Raw genomic sequence first — 15,020 nt, forward strand, 5'->3', positions numbered from 1 at the left:
AAAATTCACCTGGTATTGTTAAGGATTGACGCTTTTATATGAATAATGACCGCCTGAATGTTAAGAATTCCTTAATGAAGTTGGTATTTAATATAATATCTTCCCGCTGGCATGCTGCACTTCTTTTGGGCAGAATAAATTGGGCTATTGATAGAATAAATTGCTTTTTTGACAGAATAAAATTCATTATTGATAGAATTAAGTTGGTTTTTGATAGAATAATCCTCTTCCGTCACCCTCGGTTGTTTCGAAGAACTCCAATATCCTCACATGGAAAACCACTCCATTAAAAAAGCCCTTCAAAGGATTTATCCTTCAAAGAGCCTGAAAAAACTTAAGGGACGTCATGCCCCATTGATGCGTGCAGAATTTCAAACCATTGGTCCAACGAAAGCTTATGACCTAGTGCCCGGACAGCGGAATCAATACGGGCTGTTTTACCGGACCCGACGATCGGCATGATGGTTGCCGGATGCTTCAGAATCCACGCATACAACACCTCGGAAATATCTTCAGTACCGAGTTCTGCACCGACTTTAGTAAGCGTATCTCTTAAACGTACGGCTTTTTCGCCGTTGCCCGAGAAAACAGCCCCTCCTGCAAGCGGTGACCAGGCCATCACAGGCATCCGGTGTTCCATACATAAATCAAGTGTGCCGTCATGGATGTTTTCAAGCTCGTAGGCAGACACCTCCACCTGATTGGTGATGAGCTTATCATCTAAATAGGACTGGAGCATATTCAGCTGATGACGCTTGAAGTTGCTCACCCCAAAAGTCCGTACTTTTCCCGAATCCTTCAATTCCGAGAACGCCTCTGCCACTTCTTCGGGATTCATCATCGGATCGGGACGATGAATGAGGAGCGTATCAATGTAATCGGTTTTCAGGGAGCTCAATGAGTTTTCCACAGAGCGGATGATATGTTCTTTAGACGTATTGTAATGGTGGGATTTGTGCTCGGGACGGTTTGGTGATTCAAGGACAATGCCGCACTTTGTGACGAGCTCCATTTTATCACGGAGTCCGGGCTTTGCCTGAAGGGCGCGGCCGAACAGCTCCTCACACGTATAGCCGCCGTAAATGTCGGCGTGATCAAAGGTTGTAATTCCCTGCTCGATACAGTGTTCAATTAAAGAAGTGGTCTGCTCCGTTGTATAATTCCAGTCATTTAACCGCCACGCACCGTGGACGATGCGGGAAAAGGAAAGGTCATTTGTTAATGTAATGCGTTCCATCATCAGCACTCCTTATTGTATGTATGTGAGACTACTCTTTTTATTTAACCATGGAATGGCGGGAGGTGCTACTCATATCAGTCCTGGGGCTGAGATAAAAACAGCCTTCAGCATGTCGTGTAGGTCTTTTCTATGAAGTACACTATAATTGTGAAAATTAAACATTTTATGGAAACCTGTGCCGGAGGTAAATCGTACGTAAAAAAGGAAGTAAAACTGAATAGAGAGAGGGATTAAGATGGGGTTGCTGCAAAAACTGCTGGAACGAAAAATTGTGATTGGACTTATGGTTGTACTGGTTTTGATGGTAGGGCTGTATTCGATTAATAAGCTTGATCGGGAGCTGATACCATCCATTGATTTTGATATGGCGCTCGTGACAGCCAATGCCGGTGATATGCCGGTGCTGGACGTGGAGGAAAGGCTCACGAAACCGATTGAGCAGGTGTTAAGCGCCACGGACGGGGTTAAGTCCTACCAGTCCTCTTCGACTGTGGGAAGCAGTTCGATTTTTGTTGAGTTTGAAGAAGACCGGATGAAAGAAGCGACCCGGGAAATAGAGGCCAGCCTGAGCAGCCTTGAATCGCAGGTGAGCGGAGTAAATTTCATTGATGTTTTCCCCATAAGTACGGATCAGGGCTTTGAGTTTTACATGGAAATCTCAGGCGGATCAATGGAAGAGATGAGTGCCTTTGCAAGAAATGAAGTAAAGCCGCGCCTTGAAGGGTTGTCGTCCGTTAGGGAAGTCCGGCTGAGCGGATTGGAAGAGAACGAATATGTGATCGAATTTGACCGGGATGCGCTCATGGAAAACGGGCTTGATATGGGGCAGGTCGTAGGGATCCTTCAGCAGACAAACATGAATATGTCTCTCGGAGAGCTGGTTCAGGAAGAGAACGAACCGTCGATCCGCTGGGATACTGCGTTTAAATCCATTGAAGATATTGAAAATACAGCAGTACCAACGATGAATGGTCCCGTTGTTCTCAGTGATCTGGCTGAGGTTGCGGTTCAGAACAATCAGCAATCTTCGATTGCCTGGAAAGACGGGAGCCGGGATTTCATTCTTGTTGAAATCGGGAGGGCGAGCGGGTACACCCAGCTTGATATGGCAGAAGCAGTCCGGGCGGAAGTGGACCGTATCCATGAAGCGGGGATCGGCTTTTCTTTCAGCGAACTGGTTACACAGGCTGACTATGTGAGCAGCGCTCTCGATGGGGTGACCCAGAACATTCTTATTGGAGGGATGCTTGCCCTCGTTATTCTCATGCTGTTTTTACGAAACCTCCGGGCGACAGTGATCATCGGTCTTACGATTCCGGTTTCAATATTACTGACCTTTGCCACGATGTGGATGTTTGACTACAGCCTGAATATCCTGACCCTTGTCGGTCTCGGGCTTGGAATCGGTATGATGGTGGATGCGTCCATTGTTATTCTGGAGTCCATTTACCGGAAGAAAGAGCATGGATATCAGGGGATGGAAGCTGTAACCAAAGGTGTTCGTGAAGTGGCTACCGCCGTTATCGCCTCCATGCTGACGACCGTCGTTGTATTTGTTCCGGTCGGATTGTTCGGCGGGGAAATGGGCGCATTTATCCTTATTCTCAGTGTGGTTGTCGTAATCACCCTGGTGAGTTCGGTCGTCGTGTCGTTTACCCTCATTCCGGCCCTGGCGGAGAACTTCCTGAAGCTGAGGGATAGGGACCGGAAAAAGAAAAAAGACAGTCGTATTATTGAAGGTTACGGAAATATGATCAGCTGGCTGAGCGGTAAAAAGCGCCGCCGTTATTCATTGATCTTTGTGTTTTTCCTTGTGTTTGCAGGCTCAATTGCACTCACAACGAAGGTTCCCCTTACCTTAATACCTGACGTGTACGACAGATACGCGGAAATCGGGGTTGAGCTTGAAAGCGGGCTGACGCCGTCTGAGCGTGATGAGATTGTCCAGGCTGCAAATGAAAAGCTGTCTCAGGTGCCGGATGTGGTATCGAACGTCATTATTGATGACCCCCAGTACCTGTTTACTCTTATTAATATGACAAGAGGGGATGAAATCACGACCCCGCAGGATGAAGTGAACACAGCCATCAATGAGGCACTGCGTGAACTGGAAGAGGAGTATCCGGTGAAAAGTGTAGGGATGATCACAGGCCCGATGGGAGGCGCACCGATCCAGCTCATGATCAAAGGGGACAGTCTGGATCAGATTCAGGAAATCGGCAACCGTCTTTCGGGTGAACTTGAAGGGATCGATGGCCTCGTAAACGTGTCTGCTTCCATGGAAAAAACGAGTGAAGAACTACAGTTTGTTTTTGATGAGGAAGCCCTTGAAGAAGGCGGACTGACTACTACCGAGATTTTCGGGCAGCTTCAGGGGTCGTTCTCCAGTACACCTGTTGGTGAAATGACGGAAAATGGTGTGACGATTCCGGTGATGGCAAAATCCGATATTGTCATAGACAACCAGGAAGCCCTGAACGAGTATGAACTCGTTACAGCAGCCGGAGTTGAACCGTTATCTTCATACGTGAGTCTGGAAACCATCGACTCACCGTTGATGATCAGCCGGGATAACGGTGACCGGTACGTGACAGTCTCAGCTGAAATTGAGGGAAGGGATCTCGGGTCTGTTTCAAGAGACGTACAGCAGGTTGTGGGTGACTTTGAAACGCCTGTCGGTTACACGGTTTCAACTGCCGGAGATCTGGAAACCCAGCAGGAAATGATGATGGAGCTTCTTGTGGTAATTGCCATCTCCATTTTTCTTGTGTACCTTGTGATGGCTGTTCAGTTTAACAGTCTTGTTCACCCGATTATTGTAATGAGTGTGATCCCGATGACGGTCATTGGATCGATTCTGGCTCTTCTCATTACGCAAAGGGAACTAAGCGTACTCTCGGCTCTCGGTCTTCTCATGCTTATCGGGGTTGTTTTAAACAATGCGATTCTTCTGATTGACCGCACGAAGCAGCTGCGGACGGAAGGGCTTGAGGTGCATGAAGCGGTTAAAGAAGCAGGAAAAAACCGTATCCGTCCGATCTTTATGACCACGCTCACCACAGTAGGAGGCATGCTTCCTCTTGCCCTTGCTACCGGAAGTGCAAGCGCGTATCAGGCACCGCTGGCAACTGTGATCATCGGCGGCCTGTTGTTTGCCACCTTCATTACCCTCGTTTTGATTCCGTCCGTGTATCTTCTGTTTGAAGATGTTGGCAGAGGAGTAAAACGTTTGTTTACGAGAAAGAAAAAGAAAGATGCTGAAGTAATTGATGTAGCGTCTTAGAGTGTAAGAAGAGCCCGGGGGAATAATTCCTCCGGGCTCTTTTTATTGGGAGCGTTTTTTTGTTAGCTGCTTTGGGGAAAAATTGTGGCTTTTCGTAAACGTATGAAGAAGCGGGAGTACCCGAAGACTCATGCGGGAGTGGGAACCAGGGTGAGACCCCGCAACGCGAAGGGTATACAGGCTTCATCTGCAATACCTGTGTTTATGTCAAAACAACAACCTGTACAAAAAGAACGTTTCTATTTGGCTGCTTGAGAAAAGACGTGATGATTAAGGTTGCGGTGTGGTAGTTAAAAATGGAGACCTGCTTCCATTAAACTGGAATACTACATAGTCACCTATCCGTTAACAACATCCCCGCCGTTTACGTGAATCACCTGACCGGAAACGTATGTGGAATCCCCTGAAGCGAGATACACATAGCTTGGTGCCAGCTCTGCCGGCTGTCCCGGGCGTCCCATCGGACTGTCTGTACCGAATTTGGCCACCTGTTCTTCGGGGAAGGAAGCAGGAATAAGAGGTGTCCAGATTGGTCCAGGTGCAACACCGTTCACTCGGATCCCTTTTGATACGAGATTCTCTGAAAGAGAGCGGGTAAGGGCAACGAGTGCGCCTTTTGTTGCGGCGTAATCCATAAGTACCGGCTGGCCCCGGTAGGCTACGACGGAAACGGAATTGATAATAGTGCTTCCTTCTTTTAAATGGTCTAAAGCAGCCTGGGTGAAGTAAAAGGCCGAGAAAATGTTCGTCTGAAACGTCCGGTGCAGCTGATCGCTGGAAATATCACGGAGATCCTCCGCATAATGCTGCTCTGCGGCATTGTTGATAAGGCAGTCCAGCTTCCCGAATTCACCTGCAGTTTTTTCAACAGCGTCCCGGCAAAACTGTTCATCACCGATATCGCCAGCGTAAAGTACGCATCTGACACCTTTATCTTCCACGAGCTTTTTTGTTGTTTCTGCATCGTCATGCTCGTCCTTATAAACGATGGCTACATTTGCTCCTTCTTTTGCAAAGGCAATAGCCACTGCTCTGCCAATTCCGCTGTCGCCACCGGTAATAAGGACCGCTTTATCCTTCAGCTTGCCGCTGCCAATATAGTCAGGATCATCGAAAATCGGCATTGGATCCATTTCCGATTCAATTCCGGGCTGCTTTTGCTGCATCTGTTTGGGCTGGCCTTTTGCCTGCATGTTTTTTACTTCTTCATATTTCATATTCTGTCACTCTCCTTATTAAGTCAGTATTCTTTTTCCATTTCCAGTTTTCCCAAATCATAAACCGGCTATTGATTTTCTCCTTCTTTGGGCCTCTTTTGAGTAATCAGGTTTAATGTTTCACTTTTACGGAAATAGCACAGTACGAGCTCGTTGGCAACAAGGACAACTCGTCTAGAAGGAGGTCGGCATAAATGAAAGAATATACGGTTAGACCAAACAAAGATGCGGATGAATGGTTTGTGAAAATCGAAGACGTTTCCCCCGAAAAGTCCTATCCGAAGATGGATGAAGCGATCCGTCATGCGGAAAAAGCAGCGGACGACAATCGTCCCGCGCGCCTGATTATCTACAACCATCACAACGACATTGTGGATGAAAAGACTTATAGATAAAGGCATCATATGTAAACGAGGCAGCCTCCCATTTTGGGGGCTGCCTCTTTAAAAGCTTTGTTTGTGAAGAGCGTTTCTTTTGCTGAATAGATCGAATTGAAAATAAAGAAGCTGGGACATAAAGAAAGTGTGTAGGTGAGAATCTGAACGATGTGATAACATAGCGGAGTATATTTCAGGAGCGATTTGCACTGCATGTTATTCGTTCGGATTCTCGTTGACTAAAACACGTTTGACCCAGCTTCCTTTAATATAAGGAACAGACCCTATACTGCTTTTTCAATGCAGGCCATCATTCTCTGTTCAACATCATTGGCCACGTGTCTTACTTCAGAATGGTCGACATGATCCATGAGGGTCGTCGGTTTAGGCATTCCCGCATATGTCTCGCCGTTTTCCGTATAAACAACGACTTTACACGGGAGGAAATAGCCGGTCATTTTTGAAAGCTCCAGTACCTGCTTGGCATCTTTCGGGTTGCAGACTTCAAGGATGAAGTAATCATCCTCATATCCAAGCCCCTTCTCTTCCAGTTTTTCTTTTACATTAAAAGACCAGAGAACACCGAATGATTCATCTTTCAAGGTCATTTCAAGGTCATTGACGAGCTGCACAGGACTCTTTTCCGATTTTACAGTGAAATCAAAACTCATTTTCATACCTCCCTATGTATTTGGGTTCATGGAGAATATTACCTTCTTTTCCCCCCATTAAACCTGTCACCCATAAATTTGACATTGAGGATGGCAGGTAGTAAAATACGTAACAAGTCACGAATATGCGGGTGTAGTTTAGTGGTAAAACCTCAGCCTTCCAAGCTGATGATGTGGGTTCGATTCCCATCACCCGCTCCAAATACGATGTTAATTCAAAGTAGTATTTCGTTTTTAAATGAAATACTGCTTTTTCCTTGTGTAAAAAAAATAAAAAGACTAAAGTCTGCAGGCGCGGGCAAAAAGGTTTATTTTTCAGGAAGGTGGTGGAAACAGTGACATCAGCCCATTTAAAGGAAGAAATCATTGCATATAGTAAGACCATAGGCATTGATCAAATCGGATTTGCGTCAACCGATCCTTTTCTGACGCTCAAAGAACGACTCATTACTCACAGAGAGCTGGGCTACGAATCCGGGTTTGAAGAGCCGGATCTTGATAAGCGCACCGAACCATCACGACTTCTGCCTGAAGCAAAAACCATTATTGCCATCGCGCTGGCCTATCCATCAAAAATGAAAAACGCCCCGGTTTCCAAAAAAGGGGACCGGCGCGGTATTTTCTGCAGAGCATCCTGGGGAGAGGATTACCACCATATCCTTCGCCGGAAGCTTGAGAAGCTGGAAGCGTTTATTGGGGAAAAGGTCCCTGATGCCAAAAGTGTATCAATGGTAGACACGGGAGAGCTGTCTGACAGGGCTGTAGCTGAACGGGCGGGAATCGGCTGGAGCGGAAAGAATTGTGCTATCATATCTCCGGAGTTCGGGTCGTATATGTATTTAGGTGAGATGGTTACAACAGTGTCATTGGAACCGGATCAACCCATTGAAGACCAGTGCGGCACATGCAACAAATGTGTGGACGCCTGCCCGACAGGCGCTCTTGTTCAAGGAGGACAGCTTGATTCCGGCAAATGCATTGCCTACCTGACACAGACCAAGGGATTTCTTCCTGACCGCTTTCGTAAAAAGCTGGGGAATCGTCTGTATGGGTGCGATACGTGCCAGGTTGTCTGCCCGGAGAACAAAGGGAAGGATTTCCACCATCACGATGAAATGGAGCCGGACCCGGAGGTGGTAAAACCGAAGCTCGAACCTCTCCTTACAATCAGTAACCGTGAGTTTAAGAACACGTACGGCCGCATTTCCGGTTCATGGAGAGGGAAGAAGCCGATTCAGCGCAATGCGATTATTGCTTTAGCCCACTTTAAAGAAGAATCGTCACTGCCGGCACTCTATGCTCTTCTGAAAGAGGATCCGCGTCCGGTTATCCGTGGAACAGCAGCGTGGGCCATCGGAACGATAGGCGGCGGTGAACAGTCAGAAAATGCCCTTAAACAGGCGAAAGAAAGAGAAAAGGACACGGATGTGCAAGCTGAGATTCATAAAGGGCTTGAGATCCTGTTAAATGAGCAATTATAACCTTGGAAAGTAGTGGCCTTGTCCAGTAGGATAGGGATATCACTTTCTGAGTGGCATTGGAAAGAATGATTAGATAGGACTGAAATGAGGGGTTAGTTATGTCGAAACGGTCATTCATTTACTATACGGAAATGGATAGTCCGATCGGAGCCTTAACGATTGCAAGCACAGATATTGGTGTATGCTTAATCGAATTCGGTCCGGTAAAAGAAACGTGTTCAAGCATTACTACATGGACAAAGAAACATTACATGAATACCGAGCTGAAAGAAAACAGAGAAAAGCTTGCGCCGGTTGTAGAGCAGTTAAATGAATACTTTGCCGGCACACGTACCACATTTGATGTCGAACTGGACCTGGTAGGCACGAAATTCCAATGCCTCGTCTGGCAACAGGTCAATCAAATTCCTTACGGGCAGACGAAGTCCTATAAGCAGATTGCGATGGAGATTGGTGCACCAAAGGCCGTTCGTGCAATCGGAGGGTCCAACAACAAAAATCCCGTTCCCATTATCGTACCCTGTCACCGTGTGATCGGAAATAACGGATCCATGGTCGGATACGGAGGCGGACTGGATAAAAAAGAACACCTTCTTAGGATGGAAGGTGCCATAGAGAAAATATCATAATGACTTTCGGGCCTTCTGCATCATGCAGGGGCTCTTTTTGTTTGAAAGGCGTAAAATCAGAATCAGAGCCCGTCTTCCTTTTCACCGACAGCCTTGTCCCTTTACCATTCAGCTCCGGCTTTAGCATGAGTGACGCAGGTTAATGCATAGGATGGTGGTAGAGCATTACAAGGGGGCGTAGCGATGAACAGGGGACTCAGACGATTAAAGGAATATGTGAAGCATTGTCATGAATGCTATGTATCAAGCCATAAAGACCCGCCTTATCTGAGAAATCACGAGAGCGAAGCCTACGAAAGGAAAATGGATCAGTACCATAAGCGTGGTGCCGAGATTGTGAAAAACATCGTAGACGGTCAGGTGATCAGCCAGCAAAACTACGGAGATCATGAAATGATCGATTACGTTCTCGTTTTCCAGCATCTCGTTCGTCACGGGAAGCGCTTCTATTTTGAAGAGCAGGTTCAGTACCGCCGCGCTGTGATCATTGACGATGATCTTGCTGATGATTATCTGCTAATGGAAGAGGGGGACGGGATGGAAGAAAAAGGCGACCGGGAAAATCAGAGTTTCGGTGTGGAAACTGAGGAGCCTGCCTCATACAGAGGATATAACAGGCTTGAGGTTGTCAAATACGCAGAACGATACTGGAATACGTCAAACCCGGCCTATAAGAAATTTGAGAATAACTGTACGAATTATCTTTCGCAGTGCCTGAAGGCCGGGGGGATCCCCATGACAGGGGCCGGGAACCGTTCAAAAGGGTGGTGGTACAGCGGCAAATCGTGGAGCTACAGCTGGACCGTGGCCAATGCCTTCAGGTGGTACATGAGCGGAGTGAAATCCACCATCCGTGCAAGAGAAGTGTCTTCACCGGAAGACCTCATAAGAGGAGATGTGATCTGCTACGATTTCACCGGTGACGGTCACTGGCAGCACACCACCATTGTTGTAGCCAAGGATGATAAAAACATGCCCCTTGTAAACGCCAACACCACGAACAGCCGGATGCGCTACTGGGCATACGAAGACTCCACTGCCTGGACCCCAAACATCAAATATAAATTCTTCCACGTCAAAGACTAAAAGAGGGGGAGCCATAAGGTGGCATTATACCTTATGGCTCCCCCTCTGAAGCAATGAGGCAAGCCGCTACCCTCTTTTAAAAGCCCGGCACGAACGGGTTTCTCGTGTTGGGCGAGTAGCGAGCGGAGCCATTGCCGGACACCTTTTGAAGTCACAAAAAAGCTCGGGAAAAATTCAGGGGTCTGTCCCCTGAACTTTTTGCTTATCCTATTGACAGGACCACCAGCCGTGAACACGGCGCACGTCAGATGCGAGAGCTTCTGTCAATGGAAAACCGGATATTGTGCGGGGACAGACCCCTGAACTTTTTCGTGGTATAATACTTGGTGGAAAGCAGAGATTTTTTTGAGGTGAAGAATCAGTTATGGGAATTCATGTTGTTTTGTATCAACCGGAAATCCCTGCAAACACGGGGAATATTGCCCGAACGTGTGCAGGTACGAATACATCGCTCCACCTGATCCGTCCGCTCGGATTTTCAACAGACGACCGGATGCTGAAACGTGCCGGGTGTGACTACTGGCCAAGCGTTAAGATTCATTATTATGATTCATTGGAAGAGCTGATCGACTCCTATGAAGAAGGGGAATTCTTCTTTATTGAAACGATCGGGAAGAAGTACTATCACGAATTTGACTACAGTGAAACAGACAAAGACTATTTCTTTGTTTTCGGCCGCGAGACAACGGGCCTGCCTGAAAGCATTACAGAAAAGTATGCCGACCGCTGTTTCCGAATACCGCAGACGGATAAAGTCAGGTCCCTGAACCTGTCCAACACTGCAGCCATCCTCGTCTATGAGGCGCTCCGCCAGCAGTCGTTTGGAGAGTTGACGTAGGAGTCACTCTCGTAAGGCAGGAGCGGGTCTTCAGGATTAAGCGCTCGTTCTACAATCAAAACCCTCCCACACCACAAGCCAGTAAACCAAGCCTTTCCGCACAACGGGCCGTTCCGGAAAGGCTGTCCTCTTTTTTGGCACAAAAGACTCAAATATCCCTCCCTATAAAAATATTCCTTGCAAACATGATCACCGTCTACTAAAATACTAAATAAGCAACAGCGATCATCACTAAAACACAATATATAGTATTAACGCTGAAATTCAGGTGTCATGCAGACTTAATAGGGAATCCGGTCCGAAACCGGAACTGTCCCCGCAACTGTGAATGCCGACGAAATGAGATCCACTGTACCAGCAGCCGCTCGATTGAGCGCGAGAGGTATGGGAAGGCTCAAAGTAGGACGACGCATGAGTCAGGAGACCTGCCTGAATTTCGACAGTTTCATACCTTCGGGGATTGAGTGTATGGAGCGGCAGGTCAATAGAGGATCAGGTAAACTCACCTTTTTGAAAAAGGTACTTAATTTTTCAAATGGAGATGAGACCGTTATTTACCTCAGCCTCAACCGTTACCTGCCGTCTACCATTAAAACCAGCTCTTTCCCCTCGTGGAAAGAGCTTTTTATTTTGCCAAAAAGAGAGGGGTTCCATCAATGACAAAAACAATCACCCGCCATTCCGAACTGACATACCAGCTTATCGCTGAGTTTCCAAACCTTACGTGGACAAACTGGCCGCAAGAAACAGGGAACACAACAGCAACGTTGAAGGACCTGCAGCAGCAGGCACTGGACCGGATGCATCCCGAGGAGCCCGACTGGACCTATGTGGCAGGAAGATACCGCCTTAAGGAACTCTATGAAACCATTGCAGCAGAACGTTTTTGCGAGGTTCGAGAGGCCTATGAACGTTTTCCGGAAACGCTCAGATATCTTACGAACGAGAACATTTACTCCCATGAACTCGAAGCAGGCTACAGCGAGGAAGAACAGCGTGAGCTGGCGAAAACACTGGACCCGGACCTCGATAAACAATTTACCTTCCTGGGGTTACATACGTTCATCGACCGCTATCTGGCTAAAAGCCATGACAATAAAACGGTAGAACTGCCCCAGGAACGTTTTATGATCATCGCCATGGTTCTTATGCAGCATGAGCCAAAGAATGTCCGCCTGACCCTTGTAAAAGAAGCCTATTGGGCCATGGCTAATCTGTATATGACTGTAGCAACGCCAACCCTCGCTAATGCGGGGAAAACCCACGGCCAGCTGTCCAGCTGTTTTATTGACACGATGGATGACAGCCTGCGAGGCATTTTTGACTCCACAACCGACGCGGCAACTCTAAGCAAAAACGGAGGAGGAATCGGTATTTATCTTGGAAAGGTCCGTTCAAAAGGATCATCGATCAAAGGATTCAAAGGAAATTCATCCGGTGTTCTTCCGTGGATGAAACAGCTTAACAACACTGCGGTAAGCGTCGATCAGCTCGGCCAGAGGCAGGGAGCCATCGCTGTTTACCTGGACGTATGGCATAAAGATATCTTTTCTTTTCTCGATGCAAAGCTGAACAACGGTGACGAGCGAAAACGGACTCACGACCTTTTTACGGGAGTCAGCCTGCCTGATCTGTTTATGGAAAAAGTCGAAGCAAGAGAAGCCTGGTGCTTGTTCGATCCACATGAAGTCAGACAGACGATGGGCTTTTCACTGGAGGACTGCTACGACGAGGAAAAAGGGGCAGGCAGCTTCAGGGAGAAATACGAGGCCTGTATAAATAATCCTCAGCTTTCCCGGGAGGAAGTACCAGCCATCGATATTATGAAGCGGATCATGATCTCCCAGCTGGAGACCGGCACACCTTACATGTTTTACCGGGATGAAGCCAACCGGATGAACCCGAACAGCCACAGAGGGATGATTTACGGCTCGAACCTTTGTACCGAAATCATGCAGAACATGAGTGAAACCACCGTTACGGAAGAAAAAACGGAAGACGGCACAATCCTTATTACAAAAACGGCCGGTGACTATGTGGTCTGCAATTTAAGCTCGATTAATCTTGCCAAAGCAATCCCTGACGATGTTCTGAAGCGCCTCATCCCGATTCAGGTTCGCATGCTCGATAACGTCATTGATGTGAACAGGCTGGAAGTGCCCCAGGCGAAGCTCACAAACGAGAAGTACCGTGGAATCGGTCTCGGCACCTACGGTTGGCATCACCTTCTCGCCCTGAAGGGGATCCGCTGGGAAAGTGATGAGGCTGTTGCCTTTGCAGATGAACTTTATGAAAACATTGCTCGCCTTACCGTTCAGGCAAGTGCAGAGCTTGCCAAAGAAAAAGGGAGCTACCCGGCTTACAATGGATCTGATTGGGAAAACGGGCTGTACTTTACCAAACGCGGCCTTGGCCGGCACTGGAAAAGCACAATGAACACGGTGAAACAGTGGGGCCTGAGAAACGGCTATTTAATGGCCGTTGCCCCCAACTCGTCAACAGCAATTCTTGCTGGTACGACTGCATCGATCGACCCGATCTACCGGAAAGAATACGCCGAGGAAAAGAAAAACTACCGTATTCCCGTTACGGCACCGGATTTGTCCAGTGAAACGACGTGGTTTTATAAAGCGGCACACGAGATCGATCAGCATTGGAGCATCCGGCAGAACGCCGCACGTCAGCGCTATATTGACCAGGGGATTTCCTTTAACCTGTACGTGAAAAACACGATCAAAGCAAAGGACCTTCTGGCTCTTCACATCCATGCCTGGAAAGAGGGGCTGAAGACTACCTATTACGTAAGGTCTACATCAAGTGAAATCGAAGAATGCGACAGCTGCGCCAGCTAAAAGGAGAGAGATGACGATGACGAGATTACAAGAACGAAAGCTTTACGATGTTTCAGCCCCGAACGCTTCAACAGGCATCATTAACGGACAAAGCTCAAACGTGCTGAACTGGGATGACACCCGGTTCAGCTGGGCTTATCCCCTGTATAAAAACATGCTTGCAAACTTCTGGACACCTTTTGAAATCAACATGTCCAACGATGTGAAACAATATGAATCCCTCAGCAGCACGGAGAAGGAAGCTTTTAATAAAATTATCGGTCTTCTGGCGTTTCTTGACAGCATCCAGACGGATTACTCCATGCACGTAGCCAGGTATCTGACTGACTCGTCGTTAAGTGCCCTGATGACCGTGCTTTCCTTTCAGGAAGTGGTTCACAACCAAAGCTATTCCTATGTCTTATCGAGCGTAACGGATAAAAACAAACAAGACGAAATCTTTGAATACTGGAAAAGCGATCCAGTTTTACGGGAGAGAAATGACTTTATCGCAAAAGGATACGAAGCTTTCACCAAGAACCCGACACCTCAGACATTCATGGAGTCGATTGTATACGACGTCATTCTGGAAGGACTTAACTTTTACTCCGGGTTCAGCTTTTTTTACAATCTGGCAAGAAATCAGAAAATGGTCTCCACATCAACGATGATCAATTATATTAACCGCGATGAACAACTCCATGTGCAGCTGTTTGCGAATATCTTTAAGGAGCTGCTTCGGGAAAACCCGGAACTGAACACTGCAGAAAATCATCAATTTGTCCGGGAAACCTTTGTAAAAGCCGCCGAGCTTGAAATTAACTGGGCCAGGTACCTTTTCAGGGAGCCAATTGAAGGGATTAACCTGACCGACCTGGAAGACTATATTAAATTTATGGCAAATAAAAGAGTAAATGAACTGGGGATCGAACGTCCGTTTGATGGCCACAGGAAAAACCCGATGCGCTGGATCAAAGTCTATGAAGATGTTAACGGCGGAAAAACGGACTTTTTTGAACAAAAATCCAGACAATACACAAAAGTGGGAGCCGATAACGGCTTTGATGATTTATAGGAACGAAGGGCAAAGGGCTGTCTCAAAAAATGAGACAGCCCTCAGGCTGTTGAGAAAGTCTTTTCTCAACAGCCTTTTCTTTTTGTGTTTAATAATCCAACTATTCAGATATTTATAGTACACTAATAATAAAGGATCTAGTATGAATTGCACATAAAAGCAGAGATCCTGCATCCGCTTCAGACGGACGCTTTCCGCGGGCAACGCTTCAGCCTCCTCACTCCGTTGCGGGGTCTTCAGCTGTTGCTTTTCCCGCTGGAGTCGCCGTCTTCCGCTACTGCCTACTATTATA

At 47.2% G+C, this 15,020-nt stretch carries 11 protein-coding genes, 1 tRNA gene and 1 riboswitch; of the genes, 9 read left to right on the forward strand and 3 right to left on the reverse strand.

Annotated features, from left to right (window positions below; genetic code table 11):
- Positions 1–334 precede the first annotated feature (334 nt).
- Positions 335–1,237 carry an aldo/keto reductase gene (locus tag JSY36_RS19520; RefSeq protein ID WP_205167662.1) on the reverse strand — a complete coding sequence of 301 codons (903 nt, stop codon included), beginning with the start codon at positions 1,235–1,237 and terminating at the stop codon, positions 335–337.
- A 238-nt stretch (positions 1,238–1,475) separates the two neighbouring features.
- Between JSY36_RS19520 and JSY36_RS19525 the strand changes: the two genes are divergently transcribed.
- Complete coding sequence (locus JSY36_RS19525; RefSeq protein ID WP_205167650.1) at positions 1,476–4,523, forward strand: efflux RND transporter permease subunit; 3,048 nt, start codon at positions 1,476–1,478, stop codon at positions 4,521–4,523.
- Positions 4,524–4,861: 338 nt separating this feature from the next.
- Here the strand turns inward: JSY36_RS19525 and JSY36_RS19530 are convergent, their stop codons facing one another.
- Positions 4,862–5,740: an SDR family oxidoreductase gene (locus JSY36_RS19530; protein ID WP_205167651.1), complete on the reverse strand. Its 879-nt coding sequence runs from the start codon at positions 5,738–5,740 to the stop codon at positions 4,862–4,864.
- 194 nt (positions 5,741–5,934) lie between these two features.
- Between JSY36_RS19530 and JSY36_RS19535 the strand changes: the two genes are divergently transcribed.
- Positions 5,935–6,135: a DUF2188 domain-containing protein gene (locus JSY36_RS19535; protein ID WP_122895971.1), complete on the forward strand. Its 201-nt coding sequence runs from the start codon at positions 5,935–5,937 to the stop codon at positions 6,133–6,135.
- Positions 6,136–6,401: 266 nt separating this feature from the next.
- Here JSY36_RS19535 and JSY36_RS19540 read toward each other — a convergent pair whose 3' ends face one another.
- Positions 6,402–6,788 carry a DUF302 domain-containing protein gene (locus JSY36_RS19540; protein ID WP_205167652.1) on the reverse strand — a complete coding sequence of 129 codons (387 nt, stop codon included), beginning with the start codon at positions 6,786–6,788 and terminating at the stop codon, positions 6,402–6,404.
- 127 nt (positions 6,789–6,915) lie between these two features.
- Here JSY36_RS19540 and JSY36_RS19545 point away from each other — a divergent pair.
- The 7 genes from JSY36_RS19545 to JSY36_RS19575 all read left to right on the forward strand — a co-directional run bounded on the left by JSY36_RS19545 (position 6,916) and on the right by JSY36_RS19575 (position 14,728).
- Positions 6,916–6,989: transfer RNA gene (locus JSY36_RS19545), tRNA-Gly, on the forward strand.
- Positions 6,990–7,123: 134 nt separating this feature from the next.
- Entirely contained in the window at positions 7,124–8,269 is a 1,146-nt protein-coding gene (gene queG, locus JSY36_RS19550) for a tRNA epoxyqueuosine(34) reductase QueG (protein WP_205167653.1), read from the forward strand.
- A gap of 98 nt (positions 8,270–8,367) precedes the next feature.
- Complete coding sequence (locus JSY36_RS19555; RefSeq protein ID WP_122895974.1) at positions 8,368–8,898, forward strand: methylated-DNA--[protein]-cysteine S-methyltransferase; 531 nt, start codon at positions 8,368–8,370, stop codon at positions 8,896–8,898.
- A 183-nt stretch (positions 8,899–9,081) separates the two neighbouring features.
- The gene (locus JSY36_RS19560) at positions 9,082–9,984 is read left to right on the forward strand and encodes an amidase domain-containing protein (RefSeq protein ID WP_205167654.1); all 903 of its coding nucleotides are present in this window, start codon (positions 9,082–9,084) and stop codon (positions 9,982–9,984) included.
- 364 nt (positions 9,985–10,348) lie between these two features.
- On the forward strand, positions 10,349–10,822 hold the full coding sequence (trmL, locus tag JSY36_RS19565; protein ID WP_205167655.1) for a tRNA (uridine(34)/cytosine(34)/5-carboxymethylaminomethyluridine(34)-2'-O)-methyltransferase TrmL: 474 nt from the start codon (positions 10,349–10,351) through the stop codon (positions 10,820–10,822).
- A 249-nt stretch (positions 10,823–11,071) separates the two neighbouring features.
- A riboswitch (cobalamin riboswitch) is annotated at positions 11,072–11,269 on the forward strand.
- A gap of 209 nt (positions 11,270–11,478) precedes the next feature.
- Positions 11,479–13,674, forward strand: a complete 2,196-nt coding sequence (locus JSY36_RS19570; protein ID WP_205167656.1) for a ribonucleoside-diphosphate reductase subunit alpha — start codon at positions 11,479–11,481, stop codon at positions 13,672–13,674.
- A 16-nt stretch (positions 13,675–13,690) separates the two neighbouring features.
- Positions 13,691–14,728 carry a ribonucleotide-diphosphate reductase subunit beta gene (locus tag JSY36_RS19575; protein ID WP_205167657.1) on the forward strand — a complete coding sequence of 346 codons (1,038 nt, stop codon included), beginning with the start codon at positions 13,691–13,693 and terminating at the stop codon, positions 14,726–14,728.
- The last annotated feature ends 292 nt before the right edge of the window (positions 14,729–15,020 follow it).

Source organism: Alteribacter salitolerans (assembly GCF_016901055.1).
GTDB lineage: Bacteria > Bacillota > Bacilli > Bacillales > Salisediminibacteriaceae > Alteribacter > Alteribacter keqinensis.

Excerpts from the sequence above, each read along its gene's own strand:
- JSY36_RS19520 (WP_205167662.1), bottom strand. The coding sequence starts at position 1,237 with ATGGAACGCATTACATTAACAAATGACCTTTCCTTTTCCCGCATCGTC.
- JSY36_RS19525 (WP_205167650.1), top strand. The coding sequence starts at position 1,476 with ATGGGGTTGCTGCAAAAACTGCTGGAACGAAAAATTGTGATTGGACTT.
- JSY36_RS19530 (WP_205167651.1), bottom strand. The coding sequence starts at position 5,740 with ATGAAATATGAAGAAGTAAAAAACATGCAGGCAAAAGGCCAGCCCAAA.
- JSY36_RS19535 (WP_122895971.1), top strand. The coding sequence starts at position 5,935 with ATGAAAGAATATACGGTTAGACCAAACAAAGATGCGGATGAATGGTTT.
- JSY36_RS19540 (WP_205167652.1), bottom strand. The coding sequence starts at position 6,788 with ATGAGTTTTGATTTCACTGTAAAATCGGAAAAGAGTCCTGTGCAGCTC.
- JSY36_RS19555 (WP_122895974.1), top strand. The coding sequence starts at position 8,368 with ATGTCGAAACGGTCATTCATTTACTATACGGAAATGGATAGTCCGATC.
- JSY36_RS19560 (WP_205167654.1), top strand. The coding sequence starts at position 9,082 with ATGAACAGGGGACTCAGACGATTAAAGGAATATGTGAAGCATTGTCAT.
- trmL (WP_205167655.1), top strand. The coding sequence starts at position 10,349 with ATGGGAATTCATGTTGTTTTGTATCAACCGGAAATCCCTGCAAACACG.
- JSY36_RS19570 (WP_205167656.1), top strand. The coding sequence starts at position 11,479 with ATGACAAAAACAATCACCCGCCATTCCGAACTGACATACCAGCTTATC.
- JSY36_RS19575 (WP_205167657.1), top strand. The coding sequence starts at position 13,691 with ATGACGAGATTACAAGAACGAAAGCTTTACGATGTTTCAGCCCCGAAC.